This window comes from Nitratireductor sp. GCM10026969, assembly GCF_042660605.1.
Taxonomy (GTDB): domain Bacteria; phylum Pseudomonadota; class Alphaproteobacteria; order Rhizobiales; family Rhizobiaceae; genus Chelativorans.
Genome location: NZ_JBHSUM010000101.1, coordinates 1 through 14,802, shown reverse-complemented (window position 1 = coordinate 14,802; position 14,802 = coordinate 1). Strand labels below are relative to the sequence as shown.

General features: G+C 65.7%; 14 protein-coding genes and 1 other RNA gene. 12 read left to right on the top strand and 3 right to left on the bottom strand.

Features of this window, described 5'->3' with window-relative positions; translation table 11 throughout:
- The coding region (locus ACFP9U_RS17705) for an alpha/beta hydrolase (RefSeq protein ID WP_378623476.1) at positions 1-235 on the bottom strand (235 nt) is incomplete at its 3' end.
- Positions 236-401: 166 nt separating this feature from the next.
- Between ACFP9U_RS17705 and ettA the strand changes: the two genes are divergently transcribed.
- The 4 genes from ettA to ACFP9U_RS17685 all read left to right on the top strand — a co-directional run bounded on the left by ettA (position 402) and on the right by ACFP9U_RS17685 (position 4,803).
- Positions 402-2,051: an energy-dependent translational throttle protein EttA gene (gene ettA, locus ACFP9U_RS17700; protein ID WP_378623474.1), complete on the top strand. Its 1,650-nt coding sequence runs from the start codon at positions 402-404 to the stop codon at positions 2,049-2,051.
- A gap of 306 nt (positions 2,052-2,357) precedes the next feature.
- Entirely contained in the window at positions 2,358-2,726 is a 369-nt protein-coding gene (locus ACFP9U_RS17695; protein ID WP_378623472.1) for a response regulator, read from the top strand.
- A 270-nt stretch (positions 2,727-2,996) separates the two neighbouring features.
- A complete protein-coding gene (locus ACFP9U_RS17690) occupies positions 2,997-4,181 on the top strand; it encodes a beta-ketoacyl-ACP synthase III (RefSeq protein WP_378623470.1) in 1,185 nt (394 codons plus the stop codon).
- Between the two features lie 13 nt (positions 4,182-4,194).
- Positions 4,195-4,803, top strand: a complete 609-nt coding sequence (locus ACFP9U_RS17685; RefSeq protein ID WP_378623479.1) for an MOSC domain-containing protein — start codon at positions 4,195-4,197, stop codon at positions 4,801-4,803.
- Between the two features lie 20 nt (positions 4,804-4,823).
- Here the strand turns inward: ACFP9U_RS17685 and ACFP9U_RS17680 are convergent, their stop codons facing one another.
- Both ACFP9U_RS17680 and ACFP9U_RS17675 read right to left on the bottom strand, forming a co-directional pair.
- On the bottom strand, positions 4,824-5,369 hold the full coding sequence (locus ACFP9U_RS17680; protein WP_378623469.1) for a cupin domain-containing protein: 546 nt from the start codon (positions 5,367-5,369) through the stop codon (positions 4,824-4,826).
- 73 nt (positions 5,370-5,442) lie between these two features.
- Positions 5,443-9,075 carry a hydantoinase B/oxoprolinase family protein gene (locus ACFP9U_RS17675; protein ID WP_378623467.1) on the bottom strand — a complete coding sequence of 1,211 codons (3,633 nt, stop codon included), beginning with the start codon at positions 9,073-9,075 and terminating at the stop codon, positions 5,443-5,445.
- Positions 9,076-9,204: 129 nt separating this feature from the next.
- Between ACFP9U_RS17675 and ACFP9U_RS17670 the strand changes: the two genes are divergently transcribed.
- The 8 genes from ACFP9U_RS17670 to rsmH all read left to right on the top strand — a co-directional run.
- The gene (locus ACFP9U_RS17670; RefSeq protein ID WP_322451975.1) at positions 9,205-9,726 is read left to right on the top strand and encodes a winged helix DNA-binding protein; all 522 of its coding nucleotides are present in this window, start codon (positions 9,205-9,207) and stop codon (positions 9,724-9,726) included.
- 130 nt (positions 9,727-9,856) lie between these two features.
- Entirely contained in the window at positions 9,857-10,063 is a 207-nt protein-coding gene (locus tag ACFP9U_RS17665; protein ID WP_378623464.1) for a hypothetical protein, read from the top strand.
- Between the two features lie 201 nt (positions 10,064-10,264).
- Entirely contained in the window at positions 10,265-10,975 is a 711-nt protein-coding gene (locus ACFP9U_RS17660; protein ID WP_378623462.1) for a TerB family tellurite resistance protein, read from the top strand.
- Complete coding sequence (locus ACFP9U_RS17655; protein ID WP_378623459.1) at positions 10,972-11,724, top strand: N-acetylmuramoyl-L-alanine amidase; 753 nt, start codon at positions 10,972-10,974, stop codon at positions 11,722-11,724. Before ACFP9U_RS17660 ends, ACFP9U_RS17655 begins: the two co-directional genes overlap by 4 nt.
- A gap of 163 nt (positions 11,725-11,887) precedes the next feature.
- Complete coding sequence (locus ACFP9U_RS17650; protein ID WP_378623477.1) at positions 11,888-12,553, top strand: lytic transglycosylase domain-containing protein; 666 nt, start codon at positions 11,888-11,890, stop codon at positions 12,551-12,553.
- A 54-nt stretch (positions 12,554-12,607) separates the two neighbouring features.
- An RNA gene (gene rnpB / locus ACFP9U_RS17645) (RNase P RNA component class A) lies at positions 12,608-13,038 on the top strand.
- Positions 13,039-13,505: 467 nt separating this feature from the next.
- Positions 13,506-13,970 carry a division/cell wall cluster transcriptional repressor MraZ gene (gene mraZ / locus ACFP9U_RS17640; protein ID WP_322451980.1) on the top strand — a complete coding sequence of 155 codons (465 nt, stop codon included), beginning with the start codon at positions 13,506-13,508 and terminating at the stop codon, positions 13,968-13,970.
- On the top strand, positions 13,967-14,802 hold an 836-nt coding region (rsmH, locus tag ACFP9U_RS17635; protein ID WP_378623457.1), incomplete at its 3' end, for a 16S rRNA (cytosine(1402)-N(4))-methyltransferase RsmH. The genes mraZ and rsmH, both read left to right, overlap by 4 nt.

Here is a 14,802-nt window from a genome sequence, read left to right as displayed (position 1 = left end):
CGCCAAGCGGCGCGCCGGGCGCGGTGGTGTGGCCGTGGCCGCGATGGTCGTGCGCATAGGCGGCGAAGCCGCGCTCGGCCAGGAAGTCCGCGAAGCGGGCATAGCGGCCGGCATGTTCGGCGAGGCCGTGATTGATCTGGACGACAGCGCGCGGCGTGCCCTGCGGGTGGCGTATGTAAAGCCGCAAGGTTGCACCGGTGGGTGTCTTAAGCGTCGTCGCGGTGTCAAAGCCCATTGCAAACCCCCGCCCGCATTGCTCCCCGGCGCCGTTTCGCCTACATAGCGGTCGACTTTCGAACGGTAGCGGTGAATCGTGAAGGCTCGGCCGCCGGAAATCGGCGCGCCCGCGTCGGTCACGGTTCACCGTTCACGCTTTACCCTATCATGACCACGGAGCGTTCATGGCACGTCAGTTCATCTACCACATGGCCGATCTCAGCAAGGCCTATGGCGCCAAGAAGGTTCTGGAGAACGTCAATCTCTCGTTCTATCCGGACGCCAAGATCGGCATCCTCGGCCCCAACGGCGCGGGCAAGTCCACCGTGCTGAGGATCATGGCCGGGCTCGACAAGGAATTCACGGGCGAGGCGTGGCTCGCCGAGGGCGCGACCTCCGGCTATCTGCCGCAGGAGCCGCAGCTCGACCCGGCACTCGACGTCATGGGCAACGTCATGGAGGGCGTGGCCGCCAAGAAGGCCGTCCTCGACCGCTACAACGAACTGATGATGAACTACTCGGACGAGACGGCCGAGGAGGCGGCCGAGCTGCAGGACAAGATCGACAGCCAGAACCTGTGGGATCTCGATTCCCAGGTCGAAATGGCCATGGAGGCACTGCGCTGCCCGCCGGGGGATGCCGACGTCACCAAGCTTTCGGGCGGCGAGAAGCGCCGTGTGGCTCTCTGCCAGCTTCTCTTGCGTCAGCCGGACCTGCTGCTCCTCGACGAGCCGACGAACCATCTCGACGCTGAGACGACGGCGTGGCTGGAAAAGCATTTGCGCGGGTATCCGGGCGCGGTGATGATCATCACCCACGACCGCTACTTCCTCGACAATGTGACGGGCTGGATCCTCGAACTCGACCGCGGGCGTGGCATTCCGTACGAAGGCAACTACACGGCCTATCTGGAGAAGAAGGCCAAACGCATGGAGCAGGAGGGCCGCGAGGAAGCCTCAAGGCTCAAGGCGCTGTCGCGCGAGCGCGAATGGATTTCGGCGAGCCCCAAGGCACGCCAGGCCAAATCCAAGGCGCGCATCCGCGCCTATGATGAATTGGTGCAGGCGGCAAACGACCGCCGGCCGGGCGACGCCCAGATCATCATTCCGTCGGGTGAGCGGCTCGGCAATCAGGTGATCGACGCCGAGGGGCTGACCAAGGGCTATGGCGACACCCTCCTGATCGACGATCTCTCCTTCAAGCTGCCGCCGGGCGGCATCGTCGGCGTGATCGGGCCGAACGGCGCCGGCAAGACGACGCTGTTCCGCATGCTCACGGGGCAGGAGGAGCCCGATGGCGGCGAGATCCTCATCGGCGAAACCGTCAAGCTCGGCTATGTCGATCAGAGCCGCGACACGCTCGATCCCAACAAGACCGTGTGGGAGGAGATTTCGGGCGGCAACGACATCATCAAGCTCGGCAGGCACGAGGTGAATTCCCGCGCCTACTGCTCGTCCTTCAACTTCAAGGGCGGCGACCAGCAGCAGAAGGTGGGCACGCTTTCTGGTGGGCAGCGCAACCGCGTGCACATGGCCAAGCTGCTCAAGGAAGGCGGCAACGTCATCCTGCTCGACGAGCCGACCAACGACCTGGACACCGAAACCTTGTCGGCGCTCGAGGACGCGCTCGAGAACTTCGCCGGCTGCGCCGTCATCATCAGCCACGACCGCATGTTCCTCGATCGGCTTGCGACGCACATCCTGGCATTCGAGGGCGACAGCCACGTGGAGTGGTTCGAGGGCAACTTCGAGGACTACGAGGCCGACAAGATCCGCCGACTGGGACCGGAGAGCGTGAATCCCAGGCGGGTGACCTACAAGCCGCTGACGCGGTAGGACTTGGCGCTATCGGTGATCTGAGCGCGTGTGTCCCGCTCCTGCGTCATGCGGGTGCGGCGGTTTTGCCGCCCCGCGTGAAACCAATGCCGCGCCCGGGCGTTCCTAGCCATATGGGAGGATTATGCGGGCTTATGGCAAAACGTGATTTGCAGAACTCAGGCGCGCTGTTGCGCTGCCGGGAGTTGGGGCGTCACCGTGCGCGCGATGGCGGCGGCGTGAACATGACCCGTAAACGAGGGACGCTGCACGGACGGGAGGACCCGGCCGGGAGTGACCGCTTCGGACTGTGTTCAAGGAAGCTAAATGGCGCGCTTTGAGGGGCTCCGCATCTTCGTTGTCGAGGACGAGGCGCTGGTGGCGATGAACCTGGAGATGATCCTGGAAGATCTGGGTTGCCACGTGGTCGGTCCGGCCATGCGGCTGGAGCGTGCCGAGGAAATGGTCAGGGATGGGCTTGCCGCGGACGCGGCGATCCTGGACGTCAATCTCGGCGGACGGGAGGTCTTTCCCGTGGCGGAGAGCCTGGCCGAGGCGGGCATGGCGCTTGTCTTCGCTACCGGATACGGCCTGTCCGGCATACCCGACACGTGGCATGGCCGGCCGATCCTCCAGAAGCCCTATACACAGGAGGATGTCGCCGCCTGCCTCACGCGCGCGCTGGAGGATGGATAAAGCCGGCACTATTCACCGCGCTCTCCAAGTCCGCCCGGAAGCCGGCGGGCCCGGACTGAAAATGGCGTCTTTCTGCGCTCCGTGCTCATGTACCCACATGTACACAGCGCTCCGGCACTCAAAAAATCTGGCTCTCCGTTGCGTGCAGAGAATTGCGCCGCATCCGCATTTCCTTATACATCCCGACGTAGTATCCATGTGCCGGGTGGGGCGGGGACTGTCGCTTCGTCAGCTCCGCGCAAGGGCACAAGGCAAAAGGCAGGCCGAACCATGCTACGGCGGATCAGCGAAGACGACGCGGCGGAACTCCATGTCGCGCCGGAGGCACGTATATCGGGCGGTGTGTGCATCGCCGGCCTCGGCGTGGAAATACCGCCGTCTTCCATTTCCAATGAAGAACTCGTCGACACCTTCAATCGGTGGGTTGAGGCGGAGAACCCGCGCCGGGCGGCACGCGGCGAACCGCCGCTGGCCTATTCCGACGCCGATTTCATCGTCCATGCCTCCGGCATCCGCAGCCGCCACGTCTATGAGCGCGAGGGCATTCTCGACCCCGAGCGCATGGCGCCGAAGATTCCCGCGCGCTCGGACGACGAACTTTCCGTCATGGCCGAGTTCGGGCTGGCGGCGGCGCAAAAGGCGCTGGCGCATGCGGGCATGTCCGGCTCCGACGTCGATCTCGTCATTTGTGCGGCCGCGCACCACCAGCGGCCCTATCCGGCCGTGGCGATCGAAATCCAGAAGGCGTTGGGCGCAGAAGGGGCCGCTTTCGACATGGGGCTGGGCTGCTCCTCCGCACTCGGCGGGTTGCATGTGGCGGCCAACCTCGTGCGCACGGGCGCGCACCGCCGGGTCCTGATCGTGACGCCGGAATTGATCACCGGCCACCTCAATTTCCGCGATCGGCAGACCCATTTCATTTTCGGGGACGCTTCCGTTGCCATGCTTGTCGAGTCGACTGGGGAGGGCCGGCAGCGGCCCGGCCGCTTCGAAGTCGTCGACACGCGCAGCTGGACCCGGTTCTCGAACAACATCCGCACCAATTTCGGTTTCTTGAGCCGGCTCGCGCAGGACGATCCTTCCATGCTCGCGATGGAAGGCAACATGATCCGCCAAGTGGGCAACAAGGTTTTCAAGGAAGTGACCGTCGCCGGCCACCAGTTCATCGTCGATTTCCTGGCCGAGCACGGCCACACCCCGCAAAGCATGCGCCGTTTCTGGCTGCACCAGGCCAACGCCCGCATGAATGCCATGATCCTCAAGCTCGCCTTCGGCGAGGAGGTCGGGCAGGATCGGGCGCCGATGGTTCTGGAGCGGCTGGGCAACACGGCCGCCGCGGGGGCGATCGTCGCGCTTGCGGAAAACCACCGTGACATGAAGGCGGGGGATTTCGGTCTCCTGTGCGCCTTCGGGGCCGGCTATTCGATCGGCGGCGCGCTTTTGCGGATGATGTAGGAAGATGACTGGGATGCTCGACCTGCCGAAGCCTGACCCGGAGATCGTGCCTGTCGCCAAGCTTTCGGCGCGCGCAGCCGGCCTTTATGTCGCCTCCGGCGACAATTTCCAGACCGGCGCGGCGGATGGGCTCGAATGTACGTTCGAGGGAATCGCCGGCGATCTGCACGCCGGCTTCACGCGCCGATCAGGCGGGCGCGAGCCGTGGTATCCGCGCGGCACCGAGATCCGCAACGAGCGCCAGATCTCCCTTGTGGCGCCAGATGAGCTTGCCGAGGTCGCGGGGCGCATGGGGATCGCTGAAATCCGCCCCGAATGGATCGGCGCCAACATGCTGATCGACGGGGTGCCGCGCCTTTCGCTCCTGCCGCCGGGCACACTTTTGTTCTTCAAGGGCGGGGCGACGCTCAGGATCGCCTTTCAGAACGGCCCGTGCGCCATCGCCGGGCGCGTCGTCGCCGAACAATCGGGCATGGCCGACCGGGAAACCGGCGCTCTGGAATTCGCCAAACGGGCGAAGAGGCTGCGCGGCGTCGTCGCCTGTGTGGAGAAGCCGGGGTGCATCGCAAAGGGCGAGGCAATTTCCCTGCGCATCCCGGAACAGTGGATCTATCGTTCGTAGCGCGGACGCGGCCGGTCTCTTCAGCCGCTTCCCTTCAGCGCTTCGAGCAACGGCCCGTCACCGCCCCAGACCGGGTCGGTCGGCGGAAAGGGGACGGCCGTGATCTGCCGGAGCGTGTCGTCGCTGAAGCCCTGCTCGGCGCGGACGACCGCATAGTTCTCCTGGCCGGGCGGATAGGCGCCGCAGATGCGGAAGTCGGACGTGGCGGAGACCTGCTTGTGACCGAAGCCGGGCGGCAGGATGGCGACGTCGCCGGCCTTGACCTCGACGTCCTCGCCCTGCGGGCCGCCCAGGACCAGCCTGGCCGCGCCGGAGGCAACCGCCAGCGTCTCGAAGGCGTCGGGGTGGAAATGGTGATAGTCGAACACGCGCCACGTCCAGGTGCCGCCCCAGCCGTTGGCTTCAAGCAGCGCCCGGACGGCCATGTCGTCATGTTGGCCGCCGAGTGCGCCTTTCGCCAGCACGGCGGGATGGCGCGCATTGTTTGGAACGCCGTTGCCGGGCCCAGCTTCGAGAATGCGGATCTCGACGGATCCGGCGGCTTGCGGCGTGACGGTCTGCGGCATCGCGGCCTCCAGCTTTTGGGCGTTCAGCCTTTCAAAGGCCGGCGCGCGCCGCAAGTTCCGGAAGGCGCAGCCCTCACGCCTTTCCGTAACCGCCCGCCGTCGGGGTGGTAACGATCACGGCCTCGCCGGCCTCGACGACGGTCTGATCGCAGCCTTGCAGCACTTCGACGCTGCCGTCCTTGCGGCGCACTTCCGTCTTCCCGGTCTGTCCGTCGCCGCCGCCTTCAATGCCGCGGGGCGGCACGGTGCGGTGGGAGGACAGGATGGCGCATTCCATCGTTTCCAGGAAGCGCAGCGTGCGGCGCGTTCCGTCGCCGGCGTGCCACTTGCCCCGGCCGCCGGAGCCTTCGCGGATATGGAAATCCTCGAGCAGCACGGGGAAGCGCAGTTCCAGCACTTCCGGATCCGTCAGGCGCGAGTTGGTCATGTGCGTGTGGACGCCGCTCGTGCCGTTGAAGCCGCGGCCGTCGTTCATGCGGCCGGCGGGCGAGCCGGAGCAGATCGTCTCGTAGTACTGATAGGTGTCGTTGCCGAAGGTCAGGTTGTTCATCGTGCCTTGCGCGTTGGCGAGCGCGCCCATGGCGGCGAAGACGGCGTTGGTGACGTGCTGCGAGGTCTCCACGTTGCCGGCCACGACGGCGGCCGGATAGGAGGGGCGCAGCATGCAGCCTTCCGGAATGACGACGTTGACCGGCCGGAGACCGCCGGCGTTCATGGGGATCGATCCCTCGACCATGACACGGAAGGCGTAGAGCACGGCGGCGCGCGCTACCGGTTCGGGCGCGTTGAAGTTGTTGTTCGTCACCGGCGAGGTGCCGGTGAAGTCCACCGTCGCCTCGCGCTTGTCGCGGTCGACGGAGATCTTCACCTTGATCACCTGTCCGGTATCGGTCGGATATTCGTATTCGGCCTCGTCCGGTAGGCGCTCCAGGATGCGGCGCACGCTCTCGGCGGCGTTGTCCTGCACATGGCCCATATAGGCCTCGACCACGTCGAGGCCGAAGGTCTCGACCATCTTGCGCAACTCCGCCACGCCCTTCTCGTTGGCGGCGATCTGCGCCTTGAGGTCGGCGATGTTCTGGTGCGGGCTGCGCGCGGGATAGGGGTGATCGGTGAGAAGCGTGTGCAACTCCTTCTCCCGGAAGTGGCCTTGGCTGACGAGCCGGAAGTTGTCGAACAGCACGCCTTCCTCGTCCACCGTGGTGGCCAGCGGCGTCATGGAGCCGGGTGCGGTACCGCCGACATCGGCATGATGGCCGCGCGAGGCCGTGTAGAAGAGGATGTTCTCGCCCTGCGTGTCGAAGACCGGGGTGATCACGGTGATATCCGGCAGATGGGTGCCGCCGTTATAGGGGGCGTTGAGGGCGAAGACGTCGCCGGGGTGGATGTCGCCTTCGTTGAGGTGGATGATGGTCTCCACTGAATGGCCCATCGAACCCAGGTGCACCGGCATGTGCGGGGCGTTCGCCACCAGGGCGCCGTTGCGGTCGAAGACGGCGCAGGAGAAGTCGTGCCGCTCCTTGATGTTGACGGAGGAGGCGGTGTTCTGCAGCGTCACGCCCATCTGCTCGGCGATGGCCATGAAGAGGTTGTTGAAGACCTCCAGCATCACCGGGTCGGCCTCGGTGCCGATCGCGGCAAGGCGCGGCTTCTTCTCCACGCGGCGCATGAGCACATGGTTGCGGGCGGTGATTTCGGCCTCCCAACCCGGCTCGACCATGATGGTCTGGTTGTCCTCGACAATCAGGGCCGGGCCCTTGATGCGGTTGCCGGGACCGATTGCCGAACGGGTGAAGATGCCGGCCTCGCGCCATTCGCCCGCGCAGAAGACGGGCCGCATGGTCCGCGGCTCGGGCAAATTGTCGTTGACGGGCAGGTGCGGCTCTTCCGGTCCGGCCGAGCGTGCATCGACACCTTCCACGTTGACGGCTTCGACAATGCACGGCTTGTCGTCATAGACGAAACCGAACTGCCCCTTGTGCGCGGCCTCGAAGGCGCTTTTCGCGGCGCCGACCGAGCGCGCGTCGAAGGGGACGGTGAGCGTGGTGTCGGTGCCCTCGTAACGGACTTCAAGGCGCAGGCGCCAGTCAATGCCCTCGTCGGCGACCCCCTGCCGGCGCAACTCCTCGAGCACCTCGCCGCGCAGTTCCTCGACGAGGCCCTCGATCGCCGGCAGGGCGGCATCGGAAAGCGGCTTTATGAGCGCCTTCTGGCGCGAGGCCGAGACCGTCGCCAGGCCGATGCCATAGGCCGACAGAAGGCCGGAGAGCGGATGGATGAGGACGGATTCCATGCCCAGCGCGTCGGCCACAAGGCAGGCGTGCTGGCCGCCGGCGCCGCCGAAGCAGTTCAAGAGGTAGCGGGTGACGTCGTGACCGCGCTGGACGGAGATCTTCTTGATGGCGTTGGCCATGTTCTCGACGGCGATGGTGATGAAGCCTTCGGCCACCGATTCGGGACTGCGGCCTTCACCGACCCGTCCGGCAAGGGCGGCGAAACGCTCGCGTACCGTTTCCGCGTCGAGCGGCCGGTCCTGACCGGGGCCGAAGATGGCGGGGAAGAAGTCCGGTTGCAGCTTGCCCAGCATGAGGTTCGCGTCGGTGACGGCAAGCGGTCCGCCGCGGCGGTAGCATGCCGGTCCCGGATTGGCTCCGGCCGAATCGGGCCCCACCTTCAACCGCCCGTCCTCGAAGTGAAGAACCGATCCGCCGCCGGCGGCCACCGTGTGGATGCGCATCATCGGCGCGCGGATGCGCACGCCGGCCACCTCGGTGTCGAAGGCGCGCTCGTATTCGCCCTCGTAGTGGGCGACATCGGTCGACGTGCCGCCCATGTCGAAGCCGATCACTTGCTCGAAACCGGCGCTGCGGGCCGTCTCCACCATGCCGACGACGCCGCCGGCCGGGCCGGAAAGGATGGCGTCCTTGCCCTGGAACATGTCGGCCGCGGTCAGCCCCCCGGAGGACATCATGAATTTGAGTCGCGGGCGGTCGTCCGCGCTTTCGTCGATGCCGAGCTCTTCGGCGACCTGCCGCACGTAGCGGGCGAGAATGGGGGAGAGGTAGGCGTCCACCACGGTGGTGTCGCCGCGCCCGACGAGCTTGATCAAGGGCGAGGTTTCGTGGCTTGCCGAGACCTGCGCGAAGCCGAGTTCGCGCGCGAGCGCAGCCGCCTCCTTCTCGTGCGCGGGGTATTTCCAGGCATGCATGAAGACGATCGCCACCGCCTCGATCCCGTCGCGCCGGGCGGCTTCCATGGCGCCGCGCACGGAGTCGAGATCGAGCGCCGTCTCCACCGTGCCGTCGACGCGCATGCGTTCCGGCACCTCGACGACGCGTTCGTAAAGCTGCTCGGGCAGGACGATCTCCTTGGCGAAGATATCCGGCCGCGCCTGGTAGGCGATCCTGAGCGCATCGCGGAAGCCTCGCGTGATCAGGAGGAGGACGCGGTCGCCCTTGCGCTCCAAAAGCGCGTTCGTGGCGACCGTGGTGCCCATCTTCACCTCGCCGATCCGGCTTGAGGGAACGGGCGCGCCCGGGGCGACGCCGAGCAGGTCGCGAATGCCCTGAATGCCGGCATCGCGATAGGCTTCCGGGTTGTCCGACAAGAGCTTGCGCGCGTGGAGCGCGCCTTGCGGATCGCGTCCGATCACGTCGGTGAAGGTGCCGCCGCGGTCGATCCAGAAGTCCCACTTGTCGGAGGTCATGCGCCGCTCCACTCCATGCGTTCCAAACCGGCTTCAGGCAAAGCACGACAGTGATAAAACGTCAATAAATTATTGACATTTTCTATCACTGTGCAAGGGTTCACGGTATGCGATCGGTTTGAGGTATCCATGACTGAGCAAGAGAAGTCCATCGGTCCCGTCGTGGCGGCGGAGCATCTTGCCGCCGGCGCCATGCCCGCGCTGTCCGAGATCGAGTTCGCGATGACGTTGATGCACCACTCCTTCCAGCGCTGGATGGTGCGCTGCATGACGGCGGCCGGGGTGCCGGGCCTGCAGCCCGTGGCCGTGCACCTTCTGCACGCGGTGGCCCACCGGGGGCGGGCGAAGACGCTCTCGGAGCTTTGCATGATGTTCAACATAGAGGACACCCATGTGGTGACCTATGCCGTCAAGAAGCTCGCGGCTCTCGGACTGGTGAAGAGCAGCCGGCGCGGCAAGGAGAAGACCATCGAGGCGACCGAGAAGGGCCTTGAGGCCTGCCGCCGCTACCATCAGGTGCGCGAGGCGCTGCTGGTGGACAGCATCAAGCGGCTGAAGCTGGACGAGGAGGCCCTGTCCAACATCGCCGCGACGATGCGCACCATCTCCGGCCAGTACGACCAGGCGGCGCGCAGCGCGGCGATCCTGTGAGACCGCAAAGCCGGTATCGTTCGAGCCGGTAATGTAAATGACGGTCATCCAATGTGAGGAAACTCAAGAGGCTGGTGCGCATTCTCCGTCCGGCTGCCCGTCTGAGGGCGTCGTCAAAAGGAGGTACGCAATGAGCAAGTTTCTCACCGGTCTCGTGTCTGCGGCTGCGCTTTTCGGGCTTGCGGCCTGCGGTGACGCGGACGAAACCACGACACAGAGTGTCGAACCCGATCCCAGCGAGCAAACGGCCCCGTTGGATGAGCCGGCGACCGGCGCCGACGATACCACGACCCAGGGCCTCGAACCCGACACCGGGGGAGACACGACGAACCAGTAAGCGTCGCACGGACGCTTTTGCAGGCCTCAACAGCACATGCGGAGCAGTGCCGCGCCTTAAGCGCAGAAACACTGGGTCTGCACGTACCGGAAAAAGCTTGTCCTGACCCGCGGGGAGCGCGGTTGTCGTTTCCCGTGGGTGCCCGGTATAGCGAAAATCCGGCCTCGCATTGGGCATCGAATGGCATTAGAAGTGCCTTCGATGTCGACCTTCGCCCGCCTTTCCGATCTTTTCGTGCGCCTGTCCGGCAGCGCACTGACGGCCCTGGTGGATGCGGTGCGCACGGTCTTCGGCGGCGATCCGCAGCTCAGGCGCCAGGTCGCCTTCTCCATTGCCCTCATCGCGCTTTCGGCCAAGATGGCCAAGGCGGACGGTGTGGTGACGCAAGCGGAGGTACGTGCGTTTCACGAGATCTTTTCGGTGCCGCGCGAGGAACTGCGCAACGTCGCCCGTCTTTACGATCTCGCCAAGAAGGACGTGGCCGGCTTCGAGGCCTATGCCCGGCAGATGGCGGGCCTGTGCGGTTCGGGCGTGCCGAACTGCGCCATGCTCGAGGATATTCTCGATGGCCTGTTTCACATCGCCAAGGCCGACGGGGTCCTCCATGAGCGCGAGGAGGCCTTTCTGGCGCGCGTCGCCGAAATCTTTGCGATCGACGAGCACGAGTTCGCGCAAATCCGCGCGCGCCACGTCGGACCCGGCAAGGCGGATCCGTATGTGGTTCTGGGCCTGCCGCGCGAGGCGTCCTTCCAGGACATCAGGCGCCGCTACCGGCAGCTCGTGGCCGAGAACCATCCCGACCGCATGATCGCTCGCGGCGTGCCGGAGGAGTTCGTCGCCATCGCCAACAGCCGTCTGGCGGCGCTCAACGTCGCCTATGAGCAGTTGACCAAGAGCCGGCGGTCGGCATGAACCCCTTTGCCGCCGAGTATGCGCGGGCGCGGGTGGACCCCTCGCCCAATTGCGGTAAGCGTCGCGGTGGGGTGAGGCCGGATGCGCTTATCCTCCACTACACCGGCATGGAAAGCGCAGAGGCGGCGCAGAAGCGGCTGTGCGCTCCGGATTCAGAGGTTTCGGCGCACTACCTGGTCCATGAGGACGGGGATGTCGTGCAGATGGTGCGCGAAGAGGCGCGTGCCTGGCATGCAGGCCGCTCCAGCTGGCAGGGCGTCGAGGACGTCAACTCCTTTTCGATCGGGATCGAGATCGTCAATCCCGGCCATGGCGGAGGCTACCCGGATTTTCCGGATCCCCAGATCGAGGCGTTGATCGCGCTGTGCCGTGACGTGTGCCGGCGCCGCGCCATCCCGCCGCAAAGGGTGCTGGGCCACTCGGACGTGGCGCCCGGCCGCAAGGTCGACCCGGGCGAAAAGTTTCCCTGGGACCGCCTGGCGCGCGAAGGGGTCGGCCATTACGTGCCCCCGGCGCCGCCGTGTGCGGGGAAGGCTCTTGCCGACGGCGATGCGGGCCAAGCCGTGGCGGAACTGCAGGCCATGCTTGCGGCATATGGCTACGGCCTCGATGAGACCGGCGTCTATGACGGACGGACCGCCGTGGTCGTCTCTGCCTTCCAGCGCCATTTCCGGCCCTCGCGGATCGACGGCGTGGCCGACCCGTCAACGCGCGACACGCTCGCCCGGCTGATCGCTGCTCTCCCATAGATACCGGGCTGTTCCCCCTAACTGTTTCAAACTGTAACTATTTATTACCCCATAGGCCGTTTTTGGCTCAACTTCGCCTGCAAAGACCCGCCCGAACCGGGCCGGCCCCTTCGGCCCCAAGTCAAGGTAAGCCGCAATTCCGCGGCAGAAAAAACGGATAATGATGCAGGTCAAGATTTTGATTGCTGCGGCGATCGCCGTTGGGGCGATGACGGCCGTTTCCAATGCTCAGGACAATTCTTCCAAGGCGCCCTCCGATACATCGGTGAAAGCGGATGTCGAGGAGGCAAAGACAGAAACCCTCGGCGATCTGATGAAACGCGTGTTGCGGGCCGGCGACGCCACTGCCCACCTCACGACCGGCAGCATTCGCAAAGGAGCGTCTCGAAAGGAGGCGGAGACCGACGGACAGCCGAAGGCCGACGGACAGGCGAAGGCCGACACGTCGGACAACGCCCGCCCCTATCACGATATCGTTTCGCGTTATGCCAGCGAATACGGCGTGCCGGTCAACCTGGCGCATGCCGTCATCGCCATCGAGAGCAACTACCGCGCTTCCGCCCGCGGCCGGGCCGGCGAGGTCGGTCTCATGCAGATCAAGCCGTCGACGGCGCGCGGCATGGGCTATGGCGGCTCGGTGAAGGGGCTCTACGATCCCGACACGAACATCCGCTTCGGCATGAAATACCTGGCCAAGGCCTATCAGCTCGGCAACGGCAGCACCTGCGGCGCCATCCTTCGCTACAATGCCGGCCACGGCGCCCGCCGCATGAACGCGATTTCCTCGGCTTATTGCAACAAGGTCAAGAGCCTGCTGGGGACGAGCTGATCGAGCAGCGGCAGGCATTGCCTTTCGCATCGCGAATCCCTTTATAGGGAGGGACCAGCCGGTCGGACGGCCGCACGCGCAAGCGCTCGAAAGGGCAGCGCGTGAGGAAAGTCCGGGCTCCACGGAAACACGGTGCCGGGTAATGCCCGGCGGGGGTGACCCCAGGGAAAGTGCCACAGAAAGCAGACCGCCCCGCCCTTGTGTGGCCTCGCCAGAGGCCGAAATGCGGGCGGGGTAAGGGTGAAAGGGTGGGGTAAAAGCCCACCGCGCGCCTGGCAACAGGCGTGGCACGGTAAACCCCACCGGGAGCAAGACCGAATAGGAACGGCGTGAAGGGCAACCTTCAGGGGCAGTTTCCGTCCCGACCGTTCGGGTAGGTTGCTTGAGGCCGGCGGCGACGCCGGTCCCAGAGGAATGGCCGTCACGTTGCATCGCTTCCGGGCGGTGCGGCCATACAGAACCCGGCTTACAGACCGGCTGGTCCTACTTTTCCAATCGTTTGCAGTCGTTTCCTGCCTTTTCGATTCAGGCTGCCGCCGGTGGTTCTTCCGTCGATGAGAAGCCGGCTGCCTTCCCTTTTTGCGGGCGGCGAACCGTTCTGCGGGCACCGGCGAATGCGGGAAGCAACAGTAAATGCCACCGTAAGGCTAACCCTTCGTTAGGCTTAACGCGGGATAAAGAGATGATGCCTTGCAAGTCCATGGAATCCGGCGGGAATCCGCGGCTTGTGTTCCTTGTTCCCGTTGACGCCCATATTTGCCCATGTTATCCCATCAAATCAGCCAGGTTATCGTTTCAGTAGGGAGTTCAGGGGCTGTGCTGCCGGACGGGTCCGGCGGCGCGATGCAGTGCTGCGCCCCTGTCGGGGGCGGGGATCGTGTCGAGGAGCCGCGCACGGGCGCGGTCGGAGAAATGCAGAGGGGCAAGGCGCCACGAATGGCCGCCGCGGATCATGGATCGGTTTCTATCCAATGCGGTCAACAGGATCGACTCGAAGGGACGGGTGTCGGTGCCCGCGCACTTCCGGTCGGTTGTGCAGAGGCGCGGCTTCTCCGATCTCTATGCCTTGAGGGCGCTCGACGTGCCGGCGATGGATGTCGGCGGGCCGGATCTCCTGGATCGTTACGAGCAGCGCATCGCGGTGGAGGATCCCTTCCTTCAGACGGCGGACGACATGTCCTTCTTCGTGCATGGGGACGGCAGTTTCCTGAAGCTCGACCAGGACGGGCGCATCACGATCAGCGACTTCGTGCGCGAGCATACGGGGATCACCTCGCAGGTCGCCTTTGTCGGGCGCGGGCTCTTCTTTCAGATGTGGGAGCCGGAACGCCTGCGCGTCCACGGGGAAGAGGTGCGCGCGCGGCTTCTCAAATTACGGCAGCGGGCCTCGCGCGCCCGCGTCGCGGAAACGGAATGATGGCGGGCCCCGGCGGCGAAAGCCCGGCCGGTGGCGGACCGGCCCGCCACATTCCGGTTCTCCTGGACGCCGTGATCGCGGCGCTCGAACCGGCGCCGGGAAAGGTGATCCTCGACGGTACCTTCGGAGCGGGCGGCTATGCGCGGGCGCTTCTGGAGAGCGGCGCCGACGTGGTGGCGATCGATCGCGACCCGGAGGCGATTGCCGCAGGCAGGCGGCTTGCAGAACAGTTTCCCGACAGATTGCGGCTCACAGAGGGGCGCTTCTCGCAGATGGAGGCGATTGCCGGCGGTGCGGTCGACGGCGTGGTGCTCGACGTCGGTGTCTCCTCCATGCAGCTCGACGAGGCCGAGCGCGGCTTCTCCTTCCGCATGGAAGGGCCGCTCGACATGCGCATGGGCAGGCAGGGGCCGAGCGCGGCGGATGTGGTGAACCGGCTGAAGGCGGCGGATCTGGCGCGCATCTTCGGACTTCTGGGCGAGGAGCGCCATGCCGGCCGCGTCGGCCGTGCCGTCGAGCGGCGGCGCGCCGAGACCCCGTTCGAGACGACGCGCGACCTCGCCGAAGTCGTTGAGCGGACGGTCGGGCGCAAGCCGGCCGACAAGATCCATCCCGCAACGCGCGTGTTTCAGGCGTTGCGCATCTTCGTCAATGACGAACTCGGCGAACTTGCACGGGCGCTCTTTGCGGCCGAGCACATCCTCAAACCTGGTGGCGTGCTGGCCGTCGTTACCTTCCATTCGCTGGAGGACCGGATCGTCAAGCGTTTCCTCGCGGCCCGTTCGGGCGCGCAGGCCGGCTCGCGCCATCTGCCCGAGGCGGCGCCGCCGCA